Annotated in this window: 21 protein-coding genes; 10 read left to right on the top strand and 11 right to left on the bottom strand. The window is 70.8% G+C overall.

Features of this window, described 5'->3' with window-relative positions; genetic code table 11:
• Window positions 1-113 precede the first annotated feature (113 nt).
• From CJ197_RS12645 to panD, 3 genes are all read right to left on the bottom strand, one after another.
• Window positions 114-407, bottom strand: a complete 294-nt coding sequence (locus tag CJ197_RS12645; RefSeq protein ID WP_102237099.1) for a transposase — start codon at window positions 405-407, stop codon at window positions 114-116.
• A 176-nt stretch (window positions 408-583) separates the two neighbouring features.
• On the bottom strand, window positions 584-1,516 hold the full coding sequence (locus CJ197_RS12640; protein WP_102237098.1) for an AEC family transporter: 933 nt from the start codon (window positions 1,514-1,516) through the stop codon (window positions 584-586).
• Window positions 1,516-1,941: an aspartate 1-decarboxylase gene (panD, locus tag CJ197_RS12635; protein WP_102237106.1), complete on the bottom strand. Its 426-nt coding sequence runs from the start codon at window positions 1,939-1,941 to the stop codon at window positions 1,516-1,518. The genes CJ197_RS12640 and panD overlap by 1 nt, the downstream gene beginning before the upstream one ends.
• Before the next feature lie 68 nt (window positions 1,942-2,009).
• Here panD and CJ197_RS12630 point away from each other — a divergent pair, with 68 nt between their 5' ends.
• The gene (locus CJ197_RS12630) at window positions 2,010-3,581 is read left to right on the top strand and encodes a DEAD/DEAH box helicase (protein ID WP_102237097.1); all 1,572 of its coding nucleotides are present in this window, start codon (window positions 2,010-2,012) and stop codon (window positions 3,579-3,581) included.
• Window positions 3,582-3,632: 51 nt separating this feature from the next.
• Window positions 3,633-5,027, top strand: coding sequence for an L-serine ammonia-lyase (locus tag CJ197_RS12625; RefSeq protein WP_102237096.1), 1,395 nt, complete (start codon window positions 3,633-3,635; stop codon window positions 5,025-5,027).
• Here the strand turns inward: CJ197_RS12625 and CJ197_RS12620 are convergent.
• From CJ197_RS12620 to CJ197_RS12610, 3 genes are read right to left on the bottom strand one after another with little or no spacing between them, the layout of a single operon-like run.
• Window positions 5,008-6,126 carry an AMP-binding protein gene (locus CJ197_RS12620; protein ID WP_102237095.1) on the bottom strand — a complete coding sequence of 373 codons (1,119 nt, stop codon included), beginning with the start codon at window positions 6,124-6,126 and terminating at the stop codon, window positions 5,008-5,010. The two genes, CJ197_RS12625 and CJ197_RS12620, sit on opposite strands and share 20 nt — an antisense overlap.
• Window positions 6,123-6,941 (bottom strand): SDR family oxidoreductase, encoded by an 819-nt coding sequence (locus CJ197_RS12615; protein WP_233190931.1) that lies wholly within the window; start codon window positions 6,939-6,941, stop codon window positions 6,123-6,125. The genes CJ197_RS12620 and CJ197_RS12615 overlap by 4 nt, the downstream gene beginning before the upstream one ends.
• A complete protein-coding gene (locus tag CJ197_RS12610) occupies window positions 6,938-8,065 on the bottom strand; it encodes an NADH:flavin oxidoreductase/NADH oxidase (RefSeq protein ID WP_102237094.1) in 1,128 nt (375 codons plus the stop codon). Before CJ197_RS12610 ends, CJ197_RS12615 begins: the two co-directional genes overlap by 4 nt.
• Window positions 8,066-8,176: 111 nt before the next feature.
• On the opposite strand from CJ197_RS12610, the gene CJ197_RS12605 reads away from it, so the two are divergent.
• The 3 genes from CJ197_RS12605 to acs all read left to right on the top strand — a co-directional run bounded on the left by CJ197_RS12605 (window position 8,177) and on the right by acs (window position 11,346).
• A complete protein-coding gene (locus CJ197_RS12605; RefSeq protein WP_102237093.1) occupies window positions 8,177-8,371 on the top strand; it encodes a ribbon-helix-helix domain-containing protein in 195 nt (64 codons plus the stop codon).
• Window positions 8,371-9,165, top strand: coding sequence for a hypothetical protein (locus CJ197_RS15230; RefSeq protein ID WP_158239499.1), 795 nt, complete (start codon window positions 8,371-8,373; stop codon window positions 9,163-9,165). The genes CJ197_RS12605 and CJ197_RS15230 overlap by 1 nt, the downstream gene beginning before the upstream one ends.
• A gap of 201 nt (window positions 9,166-9,366) precedes the next feature.
• Complete coding sequence (gene acs / locus CJ197_RS12595; RefSeq protein ID WP_102237092.1) at window positions 9,367-11,346, top strand: acetate--CoA ligase; 1,980 nt, start codon at window positions 9,367-9,369, stop codon at window positions 11,344-11,346.
• On the opposite strand, the gene CJ197_RS12590 is transcribed toward acs, so the two are convergent.
• The 3 genes from CJ197_RS12590 to CJ197_RS12580 are packed head-to-tail and all read right to left on the bottom strand — an operon-like array spanning window position 11,330 to window position 14,219.
• On the bottom strand, window positions 11,330-12,211 hold the full coding sequence (locus CJ197_RS12590; RefSeq protein ID WP_146007778.1) for a DUF4097 family beta strand repeat-containing protein: 882 nt from the start codon (window positions 12,209-12,211) through the stop codon (window positions 11,330-11,332). The genes acs and CJ197_RS12590 overlap by 17 nt on opposite strands.
• Complete coding sequence (locus CJ197_RS12585; protein WP_102237090.1) at window positions 12,208-12,864, bottom strand: response regulator transcription factor; 657 nt, start codon at window positions 12,862-12,864, stop codon at window positions 12,208-12,210. Before CJ197_RS12585 ends, CJ197_RS12590 begins: the two co-directional genes overlap by 4 nt.
• The gene (locus tag CJ197_RS12580) at window positions 12,864-14,219 is read right to left on the bottom strand and encodes a sensor histidine kinase (protein ID WP_102237089.1); all 1,356 of its coding nucleotides are present in this window, start codon (window positions 14,217-14,219) and stop codon (window positions 12,864-12,866) included. The genes CJ197_RS12585 and CJ197_RS12580 overlap by 1 nt, the downstream gene beginning before the upstream one ends.
• A gap of 134 nt (window positions 14,220-14,353) precedes the next feature.
• On the opposite strand from CJ197_RS12580, the gene CJ197_RS12575 reads away from it, so the two are divergent.
• From CJ197_RS12575 to rlmB, 4 genes are all read left to right on the top strand, one after another.
• On the top strand, window positions 14,354-15,541 hold the full coding sequence (locus CJ197_RS12575; RefSeq protein WP_158239498.1) for a LacI family DNA-binding transcriptional regulator: 1,188 nt from the start codon (window positions 14,354-14,356) through the stop codon (window positions 15,539-15,541).
• A 63-nt stretch (window positions 15,542-15,604) separates the two neighbouring features.
• Entirely contained in the window at window positions 15,605-16,087 is a 483-nt protein-coding gene (locus tag CJ197_RS12570; RefSeq protein WP_102237087.1) for a phage holin family protein, read from the top strand.
• A gap of 93 nt (window positions 16,088-16,180) precedes the next feature.
• Window positions 16,181-17,623, top strand: a complete 1,443-nt coding sequence (cysS, locus tag CJ197_RS12565; protein ID WP_102237086.1) for a cysteine--tRNA ligase — start codon at window positions 16,181-16,183, stop codon at window positions 17,621-17,623.
• A 19-nt stretch (window positions 17,624-17,642) separates the two neighbouring features.
• Window positions 17,643-18,590: a 23S rRNA (guanosine(2251)-2'-O)-methyltransferase RlmB gene (gene rlmB / locus CJ197_RS12560; protein WP_102237085.1), complete on the top strand. Its 948-nt coding sequence runs from the start codon at window positions 17,643-17,645 to the stop codon at window positions 18,588-18,590.
• A 56-nt stretch (window positions 18,591-18,646) separates the two neighbouring features.
• On the opposite strand, the gene CJ197_RS12555 is transcribed toward rlmB, so the two are convergent.
• Both CJ197_RS12555 and CJ197_RS12550 read right to left on the bottom strand, forming a co-directional pair.
• Window positions 18,647-19,888 (bottom strand): DUF4032 domain-containing protein, encoded by a 1,242-nt coding sequence (locus CJ197_RS12555; RefSeq protein ID WP_102237084.1) that lies wholly within the window; start codon window positions 19,886-19,888, stop codon window positions 18,647-18,649.
• Window positions 19,889-19,994: 106 nt separating this feature from the next.
• Window positions 19,995-21,080: an ABC transporter ATP-binding protein gene (locus CJ197_RS12550; protein ID WP_102237083.1), complete on the bottom strand. Its 1,086-nt coding sequence runs from the start codon at window positions 21,078-21,080 to the stop codon at window positions 19,995-19,997.
• 313 nt (window positions 21,081-21,393) lie between these two features.
• Between CJ197_RS12550 and CJ197_RS12545 the strand changes: the two genes are divergently transcribed.
• A complete protein-coding gene (locus tag CJ197_RS12545; protein WP_158239497.1) occupies window positions 21,394-22,074 on the top strand; it encodes a peptide deformylase in 681 nt (226 codons plus the stop codon).
• The last annotated feature ends 35 nt before the right edge of the window (window positions 22,075-22,109 follow it).

The following is a 22,109-nucleotide window of genomic DNA, read 5'->3' as shown; positions in this document are numbered from 1 at the left end:
CCCGCGCCATCCGCACACTCCACCGATCAGACCCCCGCCGACCGGAGGTGTTGCTTCGACGCTATGACACCACCAGGTGTCCTTCTCCGCCTCGATCAGGGCTGACTTCTCGTTCAGCCCTGCTCCCTGGCGAAGAAGGCCGCGGCTTTTTTTAAAAACTCGTTCTCCATCCGGAGCCGACGATTCTCGACTTCCAGTTCCGCGAGCCGGGCATGATCTGACGGGGTCAGCTTCTTCTCGGGCTCGGGATTCTCTTCACGGTACTTGTTCACCCAGTTCCCGAGGGTGCCGGGAATGATCCCCAGCTCGCCAGCGACCTCGACGATCGGCCGGTCGGACTGGATCACCAGCTGGACTGCCTCGGCCTTGAACTGGGGACTGAACTTACGCCTGGATCTTCCTGCCATGTCCTTGATCCTTCCTCATAGAAGACTGTCCAAGAACCTTGGTACACCCCGATCGCGCCGTTGCGGAGTACGAGACTTTCCATGGGACCCGCACCGCACGGGTGTGGGCGGGGAGGAGCGACGTCGCTTCCCGACCGTTCAGCTCCTCCAACAGCGTGTCAGACGCCGGTAGCGCCTTACACCCCGAGCAGCGCGGACACCGCCAGCAGCACCAGCACCGTGCCGATCGTCGTCACGAGCACAGTGTCCCGCGCCAGGTTCTCGGCAGCCCGGTAGCGCGCGGCGGCGACGTACACGTTCTGCGCGGTGGGCAGCGCCGCCATGACGACCACCTCATACAGCCCCGTGCCACGCAGCCCCAGCAGCAGTCCGATCCCGAGCGCCACGAGCGGCATGACCAGCAGTTTGGTCGCCGATGCCACGGCGATCAGCCCGCGATACCCGTCATCGCGGGCCAAGGGCCGTGAGCCGTGCAGCGACAGGCCATAGGCCAGCAGCATCGCCGGGATCGCCATATCGGCGAGCGAGCGCACCGGCTCGAGTGCCACCTCCGGCAGGCTCACCCCGCCCGCGGCCAGGGCGAGCCCGATGGCGGAGGCGATGATCGTGGGGTTCGCGATGATCGAGCGCAACACTCCGTGAAGGCCCTGCGGCCCCTCGGCGCCCTCGGTCACGCGATGCAGGATGAGCAGATACAGCGGTGTGTACACCGCCTGCTGGAAGAGGATCACCGGGATCGCGTGGGAGATGTCCCCGAGTACATACAGCGCGATCGGGAACCCCATGTTCGCGCCGTTGACCACGGAGCCCGAGATCGCTGTGACCACGAGGTCCGCGCCGCGCCGCCGGGTGAGCAGCCGCACCGCACCGGCCAGCAGCGCCCCGGTGAGAAGCCCGGCGGTGCCCGCCACGACCATCGGCCGGGAGAGCACCTCCGCCGGGTTCGAACTCAGCAGTCCCACCAGTACCAGGGCAGGGGAGGCGACGAAGAAGGTGGTGCGGTTCAGCACGAACCGCCCGTGCGGTCCCAGCACCCCGGCGCGGCCGACGATCCAGCCCACGCCGATGAGGGCCCAGACGATGAAAAAGCCCGTCAGGACCCCGCTCATCAGCGCATGCCGCGGGAGGTGCGTCCGTCGATCTGATCCGGCATGCCGGGCACCGGCTGCGCGCCGTCAGCACCGAGCTCGACGATGCGGTTCTTCTCATCGACATGCACCACGCGGGGGCGGTGAGCGGCGGCCTCAGCTGCGTCGAGCTGCCCGTAGGCCATGATGATCACAAGGTCACCGGGCTCGACGAGATGCGCGGCAGCACCGTTGATGCCGATCACGCCGCTGTCGCGCTCACCCTCGATGACGTAGGTGACCAGGCGGTTGCCGTTCGTGATATCGACGATGTGGGCCTGTTCGTTCTCCAGCAGGCCGGCCGCCTCGGTGAGCGTGGGGTCGATGGTCACCGAGCCCACGTAGTGCAGGTCCGCCTGCGTCACCGTGGCCCGGTGAATCTTCGAGGTCATGAAAGTGCGCAACATCGCCTGCATTCTCCCATCGATCCCGCATGCTGGATGATGGGGGAGCCCGATTCGTCAGGAGGATCACGATGCCAAAGGCCCGCCGCCGCTCGGCCCGCCGCGCCCAGCCCTTCGAGGACATGCCGCTGCCGCAGGAGCTGCTGGATGTGCTGCAGGACCAGGGGCTCAGCCGCGCCTTCCCGATCCAGACCGCGATCCTCCCCGACGCCCTGGCCGGCCGGGACGTGCTGGCCCGCGCCGAGACCGGCTCCGGCAAGACCCTTGCCTTCACCCTGGCGATGACCGCGCGGTTCCGCGGCCGTCGGGTCCACCGTCGGCGCCCGCTCGGTGTGGTGCTCGTGCCCACGCGCGAGCTCGCCGTGCAGGTCGTGGACACCATCCACCCCTTCGCCCGCGCCGTGGGGATCACCGCGCAGCTCGTGGCCGGGGGGATGAACATCGACAAGCAGGCGCAGGCCCTGGCCCGCGGCGTGCACATCATCGTGGCCACCCCGGGGCGGCTGATCGACCTGGCCGAACGCGGGCAGCTGGGCCTGGACTCAGTGGAGACGACCGTCGTGGACGAAGCCGATCACATGGCGGATCTGGGGTTCCTGCCGCAGGTGCGGGACATTCTCGCCGCGATCGAGATGGGCACCCAGAAAATGCTGTTCTCCGCCACTCTCGATGGGCAGGTCCAGCAGATCATCGATGCCTTCCTGGTGGATCCCGTCAGCCACGAGACCACCCCCGTCAGTGCCGCCGTGACCACGATGGATCACCACGTGCTGGAGATCGCCCCGGCCGCCAAACGCGAGGTCACCGCGCAGCTCGCCGCCCGTGAGGGCCGGACCCTGCTGTTCACCCGCACCCAGCTGGGCGCCGAGCGGGTGGCGCAGGAGCTCGTCGAGGTGGGGGTCGCCGCGGCGGCTCTGCACGGCAGCAAGCAGCAGGGCCTGCGCACCAATGTGCTCGCCGGCTTCCGCGAAGGCGCCTTCAGCGTGCTCGTCGCGACCGATGTGGCCGCCCGCGGCCTGCACATCGATGACGTCAGCATGGTCGTCCACGTCGATCCGGCCGACGGCGTCAAGGAGTACGTGCACCGCTCCGGCCGCACCGCCCGCGCCGGCGCCGCCGGCACCGTCGTCACCCTCGCCCTGCCGCACCAGACCGGACGCACCCGCAGCGTCCTGGAGGGCGCGAAAGTGGAGCCGACGTGGGTTAAGGATGTCTCCTCGGCCGAGCATCCGCATCTGGCCGAGATCGGGGGGCGCACCCCCTCCGGTGAGCCCGTCACCGACCCGGCGACGATCAAGCACAAGGGTGCCCCGCGCCGGCTGGATCTCAGCGGCCGCCGGGGGGCCGATGAGCGCCGTGCCGCTGAGCGCCGCGCCAATGAGGAGCGCCGTGCCGCCTGGCAGGATGACGACGCCGCCCCGCGCGATTCCCGCGGCGGCCGCGGCGGCCGTGGTGGCGCTCGTGGCACCCGTGGCAGCAGCTCGGGCGGGCGCGGCTCCGGCGCGGGACGGAGCGCCGGCACCACCCGCAGCGCACGCTCCGACCGCAGCGGCGAGGCAGGCCAGCGCTCCTCCGGCACCCCCCGCCGCGGCGCGAGCAGCACCGGCCGCAGCGGACGCCCGCCCCGTCGGCGCGGCCGCTGACACCTCACCTATCCACTCCCCGTTCTCCCCGCCCATTAGGAGGTCCGCACGATGAGCGTCAGCACGTTCGACATGTTCAAGATCGGCATCGGCCCCTCGAGCTCCCACACCGTGGGCCCGATGCGCGCTGCCGCCCAGTTCGCCCGCGAGATCCTCGCAGATCCTGAGCTGGGGCCGCGCGTCGCCGATGTGGCCGTGCACCTGTACGGGTCGCTGGCCGCCACCGGCGCCGGCCACGGCACCATGAGCGCCGTCGTGATGGGCCTGGAGGGCAACGACCCCGAGACCGTGGATCCCGTGGCGGGGCTGCAGCGCGTGGACCAGATCGAGGCCGAGGGCAGCCTGCTTCTGGACGGACGGCTGCCCGTGAGCCTTCGAGCCTCCACCATCGTTCTGCACCCTCTGACGGTCCTGCCGCAGCATCCCAATGGCATGGCTTTTGTGGCCCTGGACTCCGAGGGCGAGGAGCTGCGCCGCGAGGAGGTGTTCTCCGTGGGCGGCGGTTTCGTGGTGAGCGCCGAGGATATGGACCGGCCGATCGCGGACGTCGCCTCCGAGGATGAGGGGCGCGCCGTGTTCACCACCGGCAAGGAGCTGCTGGCCGTGTGCGAGGACCGCGGCATCTCCATCTGGCAGGCGATGCTGATGCGTGAGCGGCAGTGGCGCAGCGAGGAGGAGATCCGCACCGGGCTGCTGCGGATCTGGCGCACCATGGAGGACTGCATCGAGCGCGGCATGCGCACCCCCGGCACCCTGCCCGGGGGCCTGGATGTGCAGCGCCGCGCCGCCTCCTGGTGCGAGTCCCTCGCCGCTGAGGATCCCTCCCGCCTGCCCGTGTACGCCTTCGAATGGGTGTCCCTCGCGGCGCTCGCGGTCAATGAGGAGAACGCCGCCGGTGGCCGCGTGGTCACCGCCCCCACCAACGGGGCCTCCGGCATCATCCCTGCGGTCCTGCACTACGCCACCACCTACATCGAGGGCGCTGACCCCGAGGAGATTGCGGTGCGGTTCCTGCTGACCGCCGGGGCGATCGGGTCGCTGTACAAGGAGCACGCCTCGATCTCCGGGGCCGAGGTGGGTTGCCAGGGCGAGGTCGGCTCGGCCTGCTCGATGGCCGCCGCCGCCCTGTGCGAGGCGATGGGCGGCAAGCCCACCCAGGTGGAGAACGCCGCGGAGATCGCCATGGAACACAACCTGGGGCTGACCTGCGATCCGGTGGGCGGGCTGGTGCAGGTGCCGTGCATCGAGCGCAATGCCATGGCGGCGGTCAAGGCGATCACCGCCGCCCGCTTCGCCCTGCGCGGCACCGGGGAGCACTTCGTGTCCCTGGACACCGTGATCGAGACGATGCGGCAGACCGGCAAGGACATGTCCGACCGCTACAAGGAGACCGCGATGGGCGGGCTCGCCGTCACGGCGGTGCCGGTCAGTCTTCCCGAGTGCTGAGGAGGATCTGCCGCGGCACCGCCGCGGGGCCCAGCCGGTCATGGATCAGCGCCCTCAGCTCCTCAGCGGTGGGCGGGTCCACGCCGGCCGGCAGCTCCCCGATCTCCACCTCCGCGATGGTGCGCAGCCCGAACCGCGCATCGGGCACCGCGCGCAGCTGTGCCGCGCGCACCCCGGGGCGTTCATGCAGCAGCCAGGCCACCTCATGCGGATGGTGCAGCATGCCGCCGGAGGAGATCTGCCCATCGGCCCGTCCCTGCACCACGACCCGGCCCCGGGCAGTGACCTTCCCGCGGTCGGTGACGATCTCGCGGCCCGCGGTGAAGGGGGAGCGCACGTGTAGCAGCCCGTCGCTCTCGCGGATCCGCACTCCGCGCAGAGGCTTGCCGTCGACGGTGAGGCTGCCGGTCTCCGAAGTGCCGTAGACGTCATGGACCCGGGCGCGGAAGCGCCGGGCGAGATCGGCGCGCAGCTCATCATCCAGGCGATCGGAGCCGGAGATCACGTGGGGGATGCGCAGGGAACGCTTCGCGGCGTGCTCGAGGTCCGCTGTGAGCACATCCGACAGGTGCACCGGCACGCCGGTCAGCAGATCCGGGCTGGTGCGGTGCAGCAGCTCGATGCGTGGGCGGGACGGCAGGTGGCTGAGGTCCACGAGCACTGCGCCCAGACCGAGCGCGCCGAGCGCCACCTGCAGGCCGTGCCCGTGCACGCCCGGGGCGGCGCTCGCGACGGTGCGGCCCGGTCGCAGTCCCACACGGCGCGCCAGATCCAGCAGCATCACCAGCTGCTTGGCGCTCAGCGGGCCGCGGCGCTGCAGGCGCGGCTGCCCCAACGTAGTGCCGCTCGAGCGCAGCAGCAGCTCCCCATCGGCCGCGAGCGCCGTGACGAGCACCTGACGCAGGGGAGCGGTGGCCGGCAGGTCTGCGAGACCCAGCGGCACCGAATGCGGGCTCGAGCCGGGGGTGGCGCGTCGCAGCCGCACCAGGTCCAGCAGATCTCCGGCCCGCAGCGTGCCCTCACGGTCCACGAGCACGACGCGCCCGGGCCGCAGCGCGAGGCGCCGCCGAACCACGGTGCCGATGCCCCGCCTTCTCATCGGCGCACCTCCCGGCGGCTGAGGCGCGTCACCCAGGCCCCGGCAATCCCGGTGGTGTGTGCCGCGAGGGCGGGGACCGCCTGAGAGAGCACCGCCCCGGTGCGAGCCCAGGCGGGGGAGACGAGCGTGAGCGGACGATCCAGAGCTCGCAGCACCAGCGCCGCGGCCTGCTCGGGGGAGAGAGCACCGCGCGGTGCACTGCCGTAGGTCGGGGCCGCCATCGCGGTTGCCACGAGCGGCAGCTCGATGATCGCAATGCGCACCCCGGTGCGGGCGGCCTCTGGGCGGATCGCTCGCAGCCAGGCGTCCAGCCCCGCTTTGCTCGCCCCGTAGGCGGCCCAGCCGGGGTTGGGGATGCGCGCGGTGGCGCTCGTAACCGCGATGACCACCCCACTGCCGCGCTCGCCCATCGGCCCGAGCAGCCCCAGGATCAACCGGGCGGGGCCCAGCAGGTTCGTACCCGTGAGGCGTTCGAGGTCATGGGGACGATCCAGCGAATCCGCAAGCGGCCGATGGATGGAATGCCCGGCCAGGGAGATGACCGCGGCGGGGACCCCATCCGCAGCGAGCACCTGCTCCACCAGCTGCTGGACCTGTGTGGCATCGCGCAGATCCGCCGGGCGCACCACAGCGCTGCCGCCGCGCTCACGCACCTGCTCGGAGAGTTGGTCGAGCCGGGCGCGGTCGCGGCCGCTCAGCACGAGGTGATGGCCGCGCTTCGCCAGCTGCAGCACCAGCGGCACCCCCACGCCGCCGGTGGCTCCCGTGACCAGCACCGGGCCGGGCGGCAGGGCGGCCCGGCGCGCGGGACTCACCACATCCCCCGGTGGTACGGCCCGGGATAGAAGGACGCATCGCGCACCCCGAGCTCGTGGGCGGCGCGCTGGGGCCAGGACGGCTCGCGCAGCGCCACGCGGCCCACGGCGATGAAGTCCGCATCCCCGCGGTCGAGGATCGCCTGGGCCGCGGTGGGTTCGGTGATGATCCCGACGGCCGCGACGGGCACGTCGACCGCATCGCGCAGGGTGCGGGCGAAGCCCACCTGATACTCGGGGACCGCGGTGATATCGGCGCTGACCGCCCCACCGGTGGAGATATGCAGCGCATCCACCCCCAGCTGCTCGAGCTCCCGGGCCAGGGCGATCGACTGCTGCACATCCCAGCCGCCGTCGATCCAGTCCGTCGCGGACAGTCGCACGATCAGCGGACGATCAGCCGGCCAGCGCTCGCGCACCGCGGTGGTGATCTCGAGGGCCAGGCGGTGCCGTCCCGCGGCATCGCCGCCGTAGGCGTCGGTGCGGGCGTTCACCAGCGGTGAGAGGAATTCGTGGACCAGGTAGCCGTGGGCGAAGTGCAGCTCGATGGCATCGAATCCGGCGGCCAGGGCCCGGTCGGTCGCCGCGGCGAAGTCTTCCACCAGCTCGCCGATCTGGGCGACGGTGAGGGCATCGGGCACTTCCAGGCCGGGGAACGGCTCACCCGTCGGCCCCACCGGATGCCAGCCGCCGGCGAACTCGGGGATCGAGCCGCGGCGGGATGCGAACTGCGGCAGTGCGGGCCAGGTGGAGGCCTTGCGGCCAGCATGCGCCAGCTGCACCGCCATCGCCGCCCCCTGGGCGTGGCAGAAGTCCGTGATCCGGCGCCACGCGGTGACCTGCTCGTCGTTCCAGATGCCGACGTCCTGCGGGCTGATCCGTCCGCTGGGGGTCACGGCCGTCGCCTCGGTGATGAGCAGTCCGAAGCCCCCGGCGGCCCGGGCTCCGAGGTGCATGAGGTGCCAGTCGGTGGGGACACCGTCGCGGGTCTCGACCATGTACTGGCACATGGGGGCCAGCCAGATGCGGTTGCGCATCTCGAGCGTGCGCAGGCGGGCAGGGGCCACGAGGGCGGGAGGAGGGGCAGCCGGGGTGGGGCATGCGGCGCGGACCGGGGAGATCATGGTGGCTCTACGGTAACGCCCGTACCAGGTGGGAGGCGCATCGGCAGGGGGAGGGACCGCGTCGTGACGAGACTGTTGACCACGCTCAGAATAGCGGGCTAGCATGCTCGCATGGCAGTTTCATCGAGCACTCCCGCTCAGACCCCTAAAGCCCAGTTCAACGTCTACCTCCCCAGGGACCTCATCACCGCGGTCAAGCACCGCGCGATCGACGAGAGCACCTCACTCAGCGCCCTGGTCGAACAGGCGCTGCGCCACCACCTCACCACCCCGCTGCCCCATGCCACCCGGAAGGGGAACCACTGATGAATACGACCCCCGCCAGCACCGCCCCGCAGTTCGCCATCATGCCGCTGCGCTTCAGCGATCAGCCCGCGCAGATGATCGCCTTCCTGCGCACCCTCGGTCTCGCCGACGTGGTGACCACGCAGGGGGATAACTTCGCCGAGCTCGTCGCGGGCGGAGGAGGGCGTGTCCTGGTGCACGCCGCCGCCGGCAGCGAGACCCGTGCCCACAGCGGCACCACCGATCTGTGCCTCATGGTGGACTCGGCCGATGAAGCCGCCCGCGTGCTCGTCGAACGCGGTCTCGACGCGGAGGTCTGGGACGAGAGCTACGGCAGGCAGGGAGCGCTGCGGCTGCCCGGCGGGGAGGTCGTGGCCCTCAATGAAAAGCAGCAGGATCTCTACGGCTACCAGGGGCATCCGGGCACCGGAGCCGATGAGCGCCTGCGGGTGGTCGGCGTGCTGGACAGTCCGGACATGGACGCCGACCAGGCCTGGGCACAGCAGATCGGCCTGCGAGCGGAGGGGGAGGGCGATGAGTGGTACCGCTCCCTCGGCGCCCCCGGGGCCGGTGCCCTCGGTCTGCACGGCCCCGGCGCCGAGGTCGAGCGCACCCGGGACGTCGGCTCCGAGCTCGGCCCCTCGCTCCTGGTCCGTCTGGGCCTGGAGACCTCCGAGGATCTCGCATCCCTCGCGGAGCGCCTCACAGCCTCCGGATATCCGGCCCGGGTGGTCGACGAGCACGGCCTGCGCGCCGTCCACCTCACCGACCCCGACGGCGAGCACCTGGAGATCCACCCCCGCTCGGATGTCTGAGTGCCCCGGCGGCGCCGATCCACCCGGGCGGCGCCGTCGGCGCTCTGTCGCACCGTCGGCCTGTCGCACCGGCGGCCTCCTGGCACGGTGCCCGGCAGCCATCCGAGGAGTGTCCAGAATGCGCGTGACGTGGGTCTCCTGCGATACGGTGAGCTCGACCGACCTGTCCCGTGCCACGGGACCGACGATGCAGGAGCGCAGATGTCCGACGACGCCGTCACCGGGATCGAGAACCTCTCCCAGGAGACCCGCACCTTCTCCCCACCCAGCTCCTTCGTGCAGGACGCGGTGGCCCGCCCCCGCCTGTACGAAGAGGCGCAGCGCGACCGTGAGGCCTTCTGGGCCTCCCGCGCCCACCTGCTGAGCTGGAAGAAGAAGTTCACCGAAGTCCTGGACTGGTCCAACCCGCCGTTCGCCCGCTGGTTCGCCGACGGCACGCTGAACGCCGCGTACAACTGCGTGGACCGCCACGTCGAGGCTGGGCATGGCAAGCAGGTGGCCCTGCTGGCCGAGTATGAGGACGGCTCCGATGCGTCCTTCACCTACGCGGAGGTCAAGGACGAGATCTCCAAGATGGCGAATGTTCTGCAGGACCTCGGCGTGACCACCGGAGACCGCGTCGCGATCTATCTGCCGATGGTCCCCGAGGCCGTCTTCGCGATGCTCGCCTGCGCCCGCATCGGCGCCCCCCACTCGGTGGTCTTCGGTGGCTTCAGCGCTGAAGCGCTGCGCAGCCGTATCGAGGACGCCGAGGCGAAGGTCGTCATCACCGCCGATGGGCAGAACCGCCGCGGCAAGCAGCTGCCGCTCAAGCCCGCCGTGGATGCCGCGCTCGCCGGTGGCGGCGAGAGCGTGAAGCACGTGCTGGTGGTGCGCCGCACCGGCGGCGGCGTGGAGTGGACTGAGGGCCGTGACGTGTGGTGGCACGAGGCGCGCGAGAACGCCTCGACCGAGCATGAGCCGGTGTTCGTCGAGGCCGAGCATCCGCTGTTCATCCTCTACACCTCCGGCACCACCGGAAAGCCCAAGGGCATCGTGCACACCACCGGCGGGTACCTCACCCAGGCCGCCTACACCCACCGCAATGTCTTCGACCTCAAGCCCAAGACCGACGTGTACTGGTGCACCGCGGACGTCGGCTGGATCACCGGGCACACGTATGTGGTGTACGGGCCGATGGCCAACCGCTCCACCCAGGTGATCTACGAGGGCACCCCGGACACCCCGCACCAGGGCCGCTGGTGGGAGATCGTCGAGAAGTACGGCGTGACCCAGTTCTACTCCTCGCCCACCGCGATCCGCACCGCCATGAAGTGGGGCGAGGACATCCCGGCGAAGTTCGACCTCAGCTCCCTGCGCCTGCTCGGCACCGTCGGGGAGGCCATCAACCCTGAGGCCTGGATGTGGTACCGCCGCGTCATCGGCGCCGACCGCTGCCCCATCGTGGACACCTGGTGGCAGACCGAGACCGGCGGCATCATGATCTCGCCGCTGCCGGGCATCACCGACACCAAGCCCGGCTCCGCCCAGGTGCCGCTGCCCGGCATCAGCGTCGACGTCATCAACGACGCCGGGGAGTCTGTGAACAACGGCGAGGGCGGCTACCTCGTGATCACTGAGCCGTGGCCCGCCATGCTGCGGGGTATCTGGGGTGATCCGGAGCGGTTCCAGGACACCTACTGGTCGCGCTTCCCCGGCGCCTACTTCGCGGGCGACGGCGCGAAGAAGGACGAGGACGGGGACATCTGGCTGCTCGGCCGGGTGGATGACGTCATGAACGTCTCCGGGCATCGCCTGTCCACCATGGAGATCGAATCCGCGCTGGTCAGCCACGAGTGGGTGGCGGAGGCCGCGGTGGTGGGCGCAAGCGACGACACCACCGGCCAGGCCCCGGTCGCCTTCGTGATCCTGCGCTCCGGCTCCGAGGAGGCGATCGCCGAGGCGGGCGGCGAGCAGAAGGTGCCCGAGCTGCTGCGCGCCCATGTGGGGGCCGAGATCGGCCCGATCGCCAAGCCCAAGAAGGTGCTGCTGGTCAGCGAGCTGCCCAAGACCCGCTCCGGCAAGATCATGCGCCGTCTGCTGCGCGATGTGGCCGAAAATCGTGAGGTCGGGGACACCCAGACTCTCGCCGATGCGTCCGTGATGGACCTGATCCAGCAGGGGCTCAGCGGGAAACGGTGACGTCCCCCAGATCCGAGCGTGCGCGGAGGGTGCCCACCGGGGTGCCCTCCGCACTGCGTATCGCGGGGTCCACGCGCACATCGCCGAGGTCGGTCGTGGCCTCCACCTCCCAGGTGGCATCACCGGCGATCCGTACGGTCACATCGCCCAGGTCCGCGGTGACGTCCGCGGTGCCCTGCGCCCCACTCGGCAGCTGCACCGCGACATCTCCCGTATCGGTGCGCGCCTCCAGATGCTCGGTGGGAACACCGCTGATCTCCACATCGCCGAGGTCGGCGAGGACCGTCAGGTCCGGTGCCTGCCCGGCGGGGATCAGCAGCAGCACATCCCGCGGCCCGGCTTGGCCGGGCAGGGTGCTGATGCGCCCCGGCTGAGCGATCTCGAGGGCGGGATGCGCTGCATCGCCGGTGACGCTGATCGAGGCACGGACCAGCTCGTCCGCAGCGGGCGGCTGCGTCTGCCCGGGCTCGACCAGTGCCGCCGTCACCTCCGTGACCGCGGGGCTCGCGAGCACGCGCACCGTCCCGAGATCCGAGCGCAGCGTGAGGCTCTCCGGTGCCCCGAGCATGACCACGGCCGGCACATCGGTGAAGCGCGCTCCCTCCTGGCGGGCGATCAGGCTCGCCGCCAGCAGCCCGACCACCAGCAGCCCGACCAGGGGGAGTGCCGTCGCGATGGTCGCGGTGCGCACGGCCCGGTCGGTCGTCGGGCGGGGTCCGAGGCGCCGGGCAGGCTCGAGGCGGGCCGGTGGCGCGCCCGGAGTGGCCGGCGGGGCAGCGGGCGCGGGCGATCGGGCATCGGCCCCGGAGGGATCAGCGGGTGCGGTTGCTGCCGGGCCGAGTGGTTCCGGGGGCGGGGTGCTCATGACCGGTCCTCGGATTCCAGGTAGCGCAGCACCGCCATCACCCGACGGTTCTCGCCCTCAACCGGGGGCAGATCGAGCTTCAGCAGCAGGGAGGAGATGTGCTTCTCCACACTGCCGGCGGAGACGAACAGTGTCTCGGCGATCGCCTGATTGGAGCGGCCCTGCGCCATCAGGGTGAGGACCTCCCGCTCCCGCGGGGTGAGGGACTCCAGGGTGCGGCGCTGCCGGGACCGCACGAAAATCTGCTGGACCACCTCCGGGTCGAGCCACGTGCCGCCCGCGCCGACGTCCTGCACCACGCCCAGGAAATCATCGACATCGGCCACCCGGTCCTTGAGCACGTAGCCCAGCCCGACGGGGGAGTCGGCGATCAGCTCGGAGGCGTAGCGCTCCTCGACGTACTGGGACAGCACCAGCAGACGCACCCGCGGGTTTTGGGCGCGGATCAGGGTGGCGGCCTTGACGCCCTCATCGGTGAACGTGGGCGGCATGCGCACATCGATCACGGCCAGATCCGGCTGATGATCAGACACCGCAGCGAGCAACGCCGTCGCATCGCCGACCGCCGCGACCACCTCGTGGCCGGCCTCGGTCAGAAGCCGTTCCAGACCCGCGCGCAGCAGCACGGCATCGTCGGCGATCACGATCCTCATCAGGGCATCTCCTCAGCGGTGGGGTGGGCGGCCGGCGGCGCAGCGACGGCCACGGGAGGGGCAGGGCGGCGCGGGGCGGAGGGCTCCACATCGCCGATGGGAAGGGTGGCCTGCAGAACGGTGCCGCCGCCCGGCGGGGAGGTGACCTCCAGATAGCCGCCGGTGGCGCGCACCCGGTCGGTCAGGCCCGCGAGGCCGGTGGACTGTCCGTCACGGTGCACCCGCGCCCCGCCGCGGCCGTCATCGCGGATCCGCACGTGCAGCGTCGAGTCATCCTCGCGCACCGTGACCTGCACCGCGTTGGCCCCGGCGTGCTTGGCGACATTGGTGAGCGCCTCAGCAACCAGGAAATAGGCGACCGCCTCACGTTCTCGATCCAGACCCGTGCGGTCGGGCGGCAGCAGGGAGACCTCCAGCTGGACCGGCACCCGGGAGCGGGCCGCCAGGGCCGACAGCGCCGCATCGAGCCCGCGGTCGGTGAGGACCGCGGGGTGGATGCCGCGGGCCAGCTGGCGCAGATCTGTCATCACTGACTTGGCCTCCGCATGCGCCTCACCGATCAGGGTCTCGGCCCGCGCGGGGTCGCTGCGGATCGCCGAGCGGGCCAGCCCCAGCGTCATCGCGAGATTCACCAGGCGCGGCTGCACCCCGTCATGCAGATCCCGCTCGATGCGCAGCCGCTCCTGGGCGGCGGCATCCACCGCGCCGCGGCGCCGCGCGGACATCTCCGCCACCTGCTCACGCAGATCCTCCTCGGAACCGGAGATCAGCCCCTGCGCCAGCCCCCGGTCGGCCAGGGCTCCCAGCACGAGCGTCCCCGCGGCGAGCAGCACCGCGCTGAAGCCGATCAGCCCCAGCCCGGGCCGACCCACCTCGCGGCCCAGCAGCGTCACACTCTCGTACAGCAGGGCGAGATCCACCGCGCTCCACCCGATCCACAGCAGCCCTGCAGCGCTCACCGCGAAGGCACCGCTGATGAGCAGGCTCAGATGGTGATGCAGCACCCCGCGCCAGAACGCTCCGCTGCCCAACTCGAACCAGACATCCTGCAGCACCCGCCCCATCCCGTGCCGCGTCGAGCGGAGACGGGGCGGCAGGATGACGGTGATGCCGTGGATCGCGACCGCACGGCGCCGCTCCACGCGAACCACCGGAATCATCACGGCGAGCCAGGGCGCGAGCAGCAGCACGCCCGCACCCAGCGCCGGCAGCGAGCTGAGACCGCCGAGCAGCAGCACCAGGCTCAGCGGCAGCCACGTGATCGCGAGCGCTCCGCCGACTACCACCGCGGCGAGGGCGGCGGCATTCACGCGCGGCCGACGGGGAACCGGCGCCTGGGCGGTGACGGACTGCATGAGATGACCCTAGGCCCTCGCGTCGGGGGCACAGCACGGTGTAGGCCCCGCGGCGAAGGCGGGGGGAAACCCCCATAACGTGATCTCGTCGAGGTGAGCCGCGCCGCGGCGGCGGATGCGGTTCAATGGGTCCCATGAGCAGTGACGCCCACGCATCCGACGACCACGTCGACCCCGTCTCCGATACCTCTCGCGCCGCCACCGAGGACGGCAGCAGCGGCCAGATGATCGACAACCTGCGCCGCACCCAGGAGCAGATGATCTCCGACGGCCAGGAGCGCGGAACCCTCCGCGATGTGGCCGACTCCCTGGGCATCTCCAGCGCCGTCGCGCTGCGCGCCCTGCGCGGCGCAGCGGAGATCAAACCGCAGATGGCCGCCCGGGTGCGGGAAGCGGCAGAGCGCCTGCACTTCCCCCTCGACGAGCTCAGCGAGGAGACCGAGCACCGCGGCGTCGTCGCCGTGCTGGTCAACACCATGCGCAACACGTGGATCTCCGATCTCGTGCGCTCCATCCGCATCGAGCTGACCGCCACCGGCCGCACCGTCGTCGTGGTCCCCACCCGCCGCCGCATCCCCGAGTACCCGGTGGCTGCGGACACTGACGCCATCGAGAACCTCGTGCACCTGGGGGTGGACGGCTTCCTCATGATCTCCGACCTCGCGGACATGGATCATGTCCTGGAGGCCACCGGCAGCCGGCCGCTCGTGGGCATCGGCTGCTCCCGCTCCCTGGCGGGCCGCTTCGACACCGTCCGGATCGACGACGAAGTGGGCCAGGGGCTGCTGGTCGACCACCTGGTGGGCCTCGGCCACCGCGAGATCGCCCACGTCGGCGGTGTCGGCGCGGAAGTGGCGCGCGAACGCGCCGAAGCGTTCCGCAAGGCCATGGAGCGTCATGGCCTGGGAGATATCGCCCGCGTCGAGCCCGGTGACTTCACCGAGCAGGTGGGGCAGACCGCCGGGTCGATGCTGCTGCGCGGCTCCAAGGTCCCCACCGCCGTGACCTGCTCCAACGACGTCAGCGCGATCGGTGTGCTGGCTGCCGCTGCGGAGGCGGGCTACGCGGTTCCGGAATCCCTCGCCGTGGCCGGCTACGGCAACACGTCCCTTGCCTCCTCCGGCATTGCAGAGCTGACCAGTGTGGATCCGAACTCCAGCCGACTGGGGGCACTGGCCGCCCAGTATCTGGTGGAGCGGATCTCCGGGCATGATGGTCCTGCCCGTGACGTGGCCGTGGCTCCGTCCCTGGTGGCGCGTCGCACCACTTCCGCCGGGCCCCGCCCCGAGACGGTGCGCCGCAAGCGCATCAGCGTGGACTGAGTACGACCGCTCTTGTGGACGGCACGATCACCGACCCCGACACCCTGAGATAGGCTTCCCGGCATGATCAACACCACGAACGACCCGAGCACGCCGCCCACCCAGCGGTCCATCGGCGAGCTCGTCCAGTCCATCCGCGACGAGCTCCTCGGCGTCGTCCATCACGAGATCGACATCGCCAAGAAGGAGTTCACCGCCCTCGGCATCAAGGTCGGCATCATCGCTGGCTGCGCCGCGGTGCTGCTGTTCCTGCTGCTGTCGGCCTGGGTGATGCTGCTGTTCGCTGCCGCCACCGGCCTGCAGGCGCTGGGCCTGCCGTCCTGGGGCGCTTTCCTCATCGTCGCGGGCGTGTTCATTCTCCTGAGTGCGATCGCCGGCCTCGTCGCCTTCCTGGCGTTCAAGAAGCTGCAGGCCCCGCAGACCACGATCGACACCTCCAAGAACATCGTCGATGCCGTCCAGGGCAAGCGGCGCCGCAACGCCGTGACCTACGACGACACCTTCGAGGAGCTGTACGGCAAGCAGGTCTCCGCCCGCGCCGAGTGAGGGCGGCCAGCCGCAGCGCCCGCGCCGGGCGCAGCGTCCCATCGGCCGCCTGACCTGTTCGGGCCTGACCGGCAAGGCAGTACCCTGGAGCCTGTGAGCCTCCACCTGCACGACACCGCCACCCGCACCACCGCACCGCTGAACCCGGTGCACCCGGGGGCGGTGTCGCTGTATGTCTGCGGCCCCACCACCCAGGGCGCCCCGCATCTGGGGCACCTGCGCACCTTCCTGGCCTTCGATGTCCTGGTGCGCTGGCTCGAGCGCAGCGGATACGCCGTCACCCACGTGCGGAACGTCACCGACATCGACGACAAGATCCTGGCGAAGTCCGCCGAGGCGGGCGCCGAGTGGTGGGCATGGTCGCTGCGGTTCGAGCGGGAGTTCGGGGACGTGCTGGATCGGCTGGGGAACCGTCGGCCCACCTATGAGCCCCGCGCCACCGGGCACGTCCCGGAGATGATCGCGTTCATGCAGCGGCTGATCGAGCGCGGACACGCGTACGCCGACGGCGCTGGATCGGTGTACTTCGACGTCGGCTCCTTCCCCGAGTACGGGGCGCTGACCCGCCAGTCGCTCGAGGACATGCAGGATGCGGGCGAACAGATGGAGCCCGGCAAGCGGGACCGGCGCGACTTCGCGCTGTGGAAGGCGGCCAAGCCCGAGGAGCCCGCCACCGCTGCCTGGGACACCCCCTTCGGGCGCGGCCGGCCGGGCTGGCACCTCGAATGCTCTGCCATGAGCCGCAAGTACCTGGGGGAGACCTTCGACATCCACGCCGGGGGCCTGGATCTGCGCTTCCCGCATCATGAGAACGAGCAGGCGCAGTCCCGCGCCGCTGGCTTCGGCTTCGCCCAGCGCTGGATGCACTCCGGTGTGCTGACCGTCGACGGGCTGAAGATGGGCAAGAGCCTGGATAACTTCGTCACCGCCGCCCGCGCGCTCGCCGAGCATCCTGCTCCCGCGGTGCGCCTGGCCCTCGTGGGAAGCCATTACCGCGCCACCGTCGAATACAACGCCCGTGCCGTGGGCGAGGCCGAGGTGGTGTGGGAGCGCTTCACCCAGACCGCCCGACGGGCCGCCGGACTGCTGGGGGAGCATCCCCTTGCCGCTGCTGATGCGGATCTCAGCGCCGTGGAGCTGCCGGCGGAGTTCACCGCCGCGATGGATGATGACCTCTCCGTGCCTGAGGCCCTGGCTGTGGTCCACCGCACCCAGGCGAGCCTGAACACCCTGCTGTCCACCGGCAGCGCAGCGGACCGCGGGCAGCTCGCGGCGACGCTCGGCGCCCTGCGCGGCATGCTCGATGTGCTGGGCCTGGACCCGCTGGCGGCGCAATGGGCCGACGCGACCGCAGGCGGCGCCGAGCATGCCGTGCTCGATGCGCTGATCCAGACCCAGCTCGCGGCCCGCGCCGCCGCCCGCGCCGAGAAGGACTGGGCGCGCGCCGATGCGCTGCGTGATCAGCTCACGGCCGCGGGCATCCGCATCGAGGACGGCCCGGATGGCGCGAGCTGGAGCCTCGCGTCCGAGCACTGAGCAGCGAGGAGACACCCCTATGGCAGGCAACAGCTCGCGCCGCGGCGCGGTGCGCAAGAGCAAGAAGGGCGTCACCGTCGGTTCTGGCGGCAAGCGTCGTCGCGCGCTTGAGGGCCGTGGCCCCACCCCCAAGGCGGAGGATCGCCCGGCCCACAAGGCCTACACAGGCGGGACCGGGAAGAGCCGCAGCACGCGCACCGAGCGCAAGGCCCCCGGCAGCGACCAGGTGGCCGGACGCAACGCTGTGCTCGAGGCGCTGCAGGAGGATGTGCCCGCCACCAAGCTGACCATCATGACGCGCCTGGACACCGATGAGCGGGTGCGGGAGATCCTGCGGCTGGCCGCTCAGCGAGCCCTCCCTATCGCCGAAGCCTCCCGCACGGACCTGGACCGCATGACCGACCATGCCGTGCACCAGGGGGTGGCGCTGACCATCCCGCCATACGAGTACGCGGACGTGCCCGAGCTGCTGCAGATCGCCGCCGACCGGTTCGAGACCCCGCTGCTGGTGGCCCTCGACGGGGTGACCGACCCGCGCAACCTCGGGGCGATCCTGCGCAGCGCCGACGCCTTCGGCGCCCACGGCGTGATCCTGCCCGAGCGGCGCAGCGTCTCGATGACCGCGAGCGTGTGGAAGGTCGCCGCCGGGGCCGCCGGTCGCGTGCGCGTCGCCCAGGTCACGAACCTCAACCGGGCCCTGACGTCCCTGAAGTCCCAGGGTGTGTTCGTTCTGGGACTGGACGCCGACGGGGATGTCACCACGCGGGATCTGGAGCTCGGCACCGAGCCGGTCACCCTCGTGGTCGGCGCGGAGGGCAAGGGACTCAGCCGACTCGCCCGCGAGATCAGCGACCAGGTGGTGTCCGTGCCGATGGCCGGACGCGCCGAGTCGCTGAACGCCTCCGTCGCTGCGGCGATCGCCCTGTATGAGGTCTCCGGGGTGCGGGAGCATCGCGGCCTGCGCTGAGCCGCACCCAGGAGGTGCCGACGCTGCTTGCCGCGCAGCGCGACGGCCTGTGCCGCTCAGCTGTCGAGGATCGGGAGAGCCGAGGTCTCCGTCGTCACGAGGGATTTCTCATCGGGGCGGTGGCTGAGGACGGTGAGGATGTAATCCCGCACCGTGTCATCCAGGCTCACATCCTGCCCGCCCCGTTCGGACAGGAACCACTTGTGCTCGAGCACCTCGTGGTAGAACTCCGGCGGCTCGAGCTTGGAGCGCATGGACCGGGGGATTGCCCGCACCACCGGCTCGTACTGCTGCTTGAGCCACTCGTGGGCCACGAACTCCTCGTCCTCGGCCTGCTGCTCGGTGGCCGCCCGGTACTGGTCCAGATCGTTCAGCAGCCGCCGCGCCTGGTTCTCCTGCGCATCGATGCCGGTCAGGCGCATCAGACGCCGGGCATGGTGCCCCGCATCGACCACCTTGGGCATGATCGACAGGGAGGTGCCCGACAGGTCCGTGGTGATCTCCAGCTCGCCCACGTCGAAGCCGAGCTCGTTGAGCTTCTCGATGCGGGCTGAGACCCGCCAGCGCTCATCGGCGGAGAACCGTTCGCGCGCTGTGAGGGTGTCCCACAGCTCGGTATAGCGGTCCACCAACTCATCGCCCACCTCGACGGGATCCACTTCGGGGTCGAGCATCTCCCCGGCCTGCAGATCCATCAGCTCGCCGATGATGTTGGTGCGCGCCAGATCCAGGTCGTAGCGGCGCTGCCCGTCGGTCAGCTCCTCATGCAGCGTCCCGGTCTCCACATCCACCAGGTATGCGGCGAACGCCCCGGCGTCGCGGCGGAACAGCGTGTTGGACAGCGACACATCCCCCCAGTAGAAACCGGCCAGGTGCAGACGCACCAGCAGCACGGTGAGCGCGTCCAGCAGCCGCTGCGCGGTCTCCTCCTGCGAGACCTGGCTGAACACCGCCCGATAGGGGAGGGAGAACTGCAGATGGCGCGTGATCAGCACCGCATCCAGCGGCTCCCCGGCGGGTGTCACACGCCCGGAGATCACCGCGAAGGGCTCGACGCACGGCTCGCCCATGCGCCGCAGCACCCGAAGCATGTCGTACTCGCGGCGGGCCAGATCATGGTTGATCTCCTTCAGAGCCAGGACGCGGCCGGAGACGCGCACGAAGCGCACCACATGCCGCGAGATGCCGCGCGGCAGAGCGGCCAGGATCTCCTCCGGCCACTGCTCCAGCGGCTGCTCCCACGGCAGGTCCAGCAGGGCCGGATCGGGCCGGGCCGCGGTGATCTCCAGAGGTGCCATGGCTCCATTGTCCTCCCTATCGACCGTGGGGCGCGCCAGCGGCCCGGACGGGCGACGGGCGCCCGGCTCTCGGCCGGACGCCCGTCGCGCTGCGGTGCGGGGTGGGTCAGTCGCCCAGACGCTCACCGGTCTTCGTGTCGAACAGGTGCACGTGGTTCTCCTTGGGGCGGAAGTGCACCGTCTCACCCTTCTGGGGAGGACGGCGGCCGTCGACGCGCGCGATGAACGGCTTGTCCGTCTCCTCGGCGCCAGCGCGGCGGCCGTAGATGAAGGCGTCGGCGCCGAGCTCCTCGACCACGTCCACCTCGACCGGGATGCCCTGGCCGTCGGTGGCGATGTCCAGATCCTCGGGGCGCACACCCACGGTGACGGTCTTCTCATCGGTGCCCGAGAGGGTCGTGCGGTCCACCGGGAGGATCGCGTCGCCGAAGCGGGCGCCCTGATCGGTCAGCTGCTCCTCCACGAGGTTCATGGCGGGCGAGCCGATGAAGCCGGCGACGAACACGTTGTTGGGGTGGTCGTACATGCGGCGCGGGGTGTCGATCTGCTGCAGCACGCCGCGGTCGAGCACCGCCACGCGGTCACCCATCGTCATGGCCTCGGTCTGGTCGTGGGTCACGTACACGGTGGTGACGCCCAGGCGGCGCTGGAGGGAGGCGATCTGGGTACGGGTGGACACACGCAGCTTCGCATCCAGGTTGGACAGCGGCTCATCCATGAGGAACACCTGCGGGGAGCGCACGATCGCGCGGCCCATGGCTACACGCTGACGCTGACCACCGGAGAGTGCCTTCGGCTTGCGGTCCAGGTACTCGGTGAGGTCGAGAATCGCGGCGGCATCCTCGACGCGCTGACGGATCTCCGCCTTCGGGGTGCCGGCGATCTTCAGGGCGAAGCCCATGTTGTCGGCCACCGTCATGTGCGGGTACAGCGCGTAGTTCTGGAACACCATGGCGATGTCACGATCCTTCGGCGGCACGTCGGTGACGTCGCGCTCGCCGATCAGGATGCGGCCCGCGTCGATCTCCTCGAGACCGGCGAGCATGCGCAGGGCGGTGGACTTACCAGAGCCGGAGGGGCCGACCAGGACGAGGAACTCGCCGTCGCCCACTTCGATGTTCAGCTCGTTGACCGCGGGCCACTCCTGGCCCGGGTAGATGCGGCTGGCGTGGTCATAGGTGACTGTTGCCATGGGGATTCTCCTTCACCGGCAGGTACGTGCCGGACGGTCCGTCGTGAAGTGATGGTCACCGGGTCCGGCTGGCCTCCGCGAGGGGGTGCGCCATCGCACCGGTGGGTACCACTCTAGACCATGTCTCGACTCCGACGTGACGTGCCCGACACGTGGGCAGAGGACAGGCGGGCGGAAGGGGCAGAAGGAGGACAGACGGACAGAAGAGCAGAAGGGCAGAAGGGTAGGAGGGCAGCGGGCGCGAGCGGCCGTGCGGGAGGGCAGCGGATGAGGTAGGCCGTTGATGCGGCGGGCGGTGCGGAATACTGGCGCGGTGGACATCACCGAGCTGACCGAGAAGATCCTCACCCGCCGCGCGGGCACCGACGAACCGCTGCGGATCGTGCAGGCCGGGCACCCGGCTCTGCGCCGCCAGGCGCTGCGCGCTCATGGCCGCCTGGAGGCATCGCTGCTGAGCGAGCTGGTCGCGGCGATGGTGGTCACGATGCGCAAGGCTCCCGGTGTGGGGCTCGCCGCCCCGCAGATCGGCCTGCCGCTGCGCCTGGTGGTCGTCGAGGATCCTTTCGCGGATCCGGACGATCCCGATGATCAGCTGCTCGAGCGCGACCCACTGCCGCTGCGCGTGCTGCTGGACCCGGCGGTGGAGCTGCTGGGCAGCGAACGCGTCTTCGCCTTCGAGGGCTGCTTGTCCGTGGATGGCTGGCAGTCGATCGTGCCGCGCTCCCGCCGCGTGCGCCTGTCCGCCACCGAACTGCTGGCCGACGGAACCCTGCGGGAGGTGGAGGAGGAGCATGTGGGCTGGACCGCGCGGATCCTCCAGCACGAGACGGACCACCTGCACGGCACCCTGTGTCACGACCGCGCGGTGCCCCGCTCCTTCGTCGCCGCGGGCTATGCGGGCCGCTACGCGTCCCTGCCCGATGCCGTGCGGCGCCTGGGCCTTCAGGGAGGGGTGACGCGCCTGGGGGAGGGCGAGGTCATCCTCGCGGACTGACCGCCCACCGGCCTGCACAGCCCGCCGGGCGGCAC

The sequence above is a fragment of the Brachybacterium sp. UMB0905 genome, assembly GCF_002871795.1.
Classification (GTDB): Bacteria; Actinomycetota; Actinomycetes; order Actinomycetales; family Dermabacteraceae; genus Brachybacterium.
This window is presented reverse-complemented; position numbering and strand designations above follow the sequence as displayed.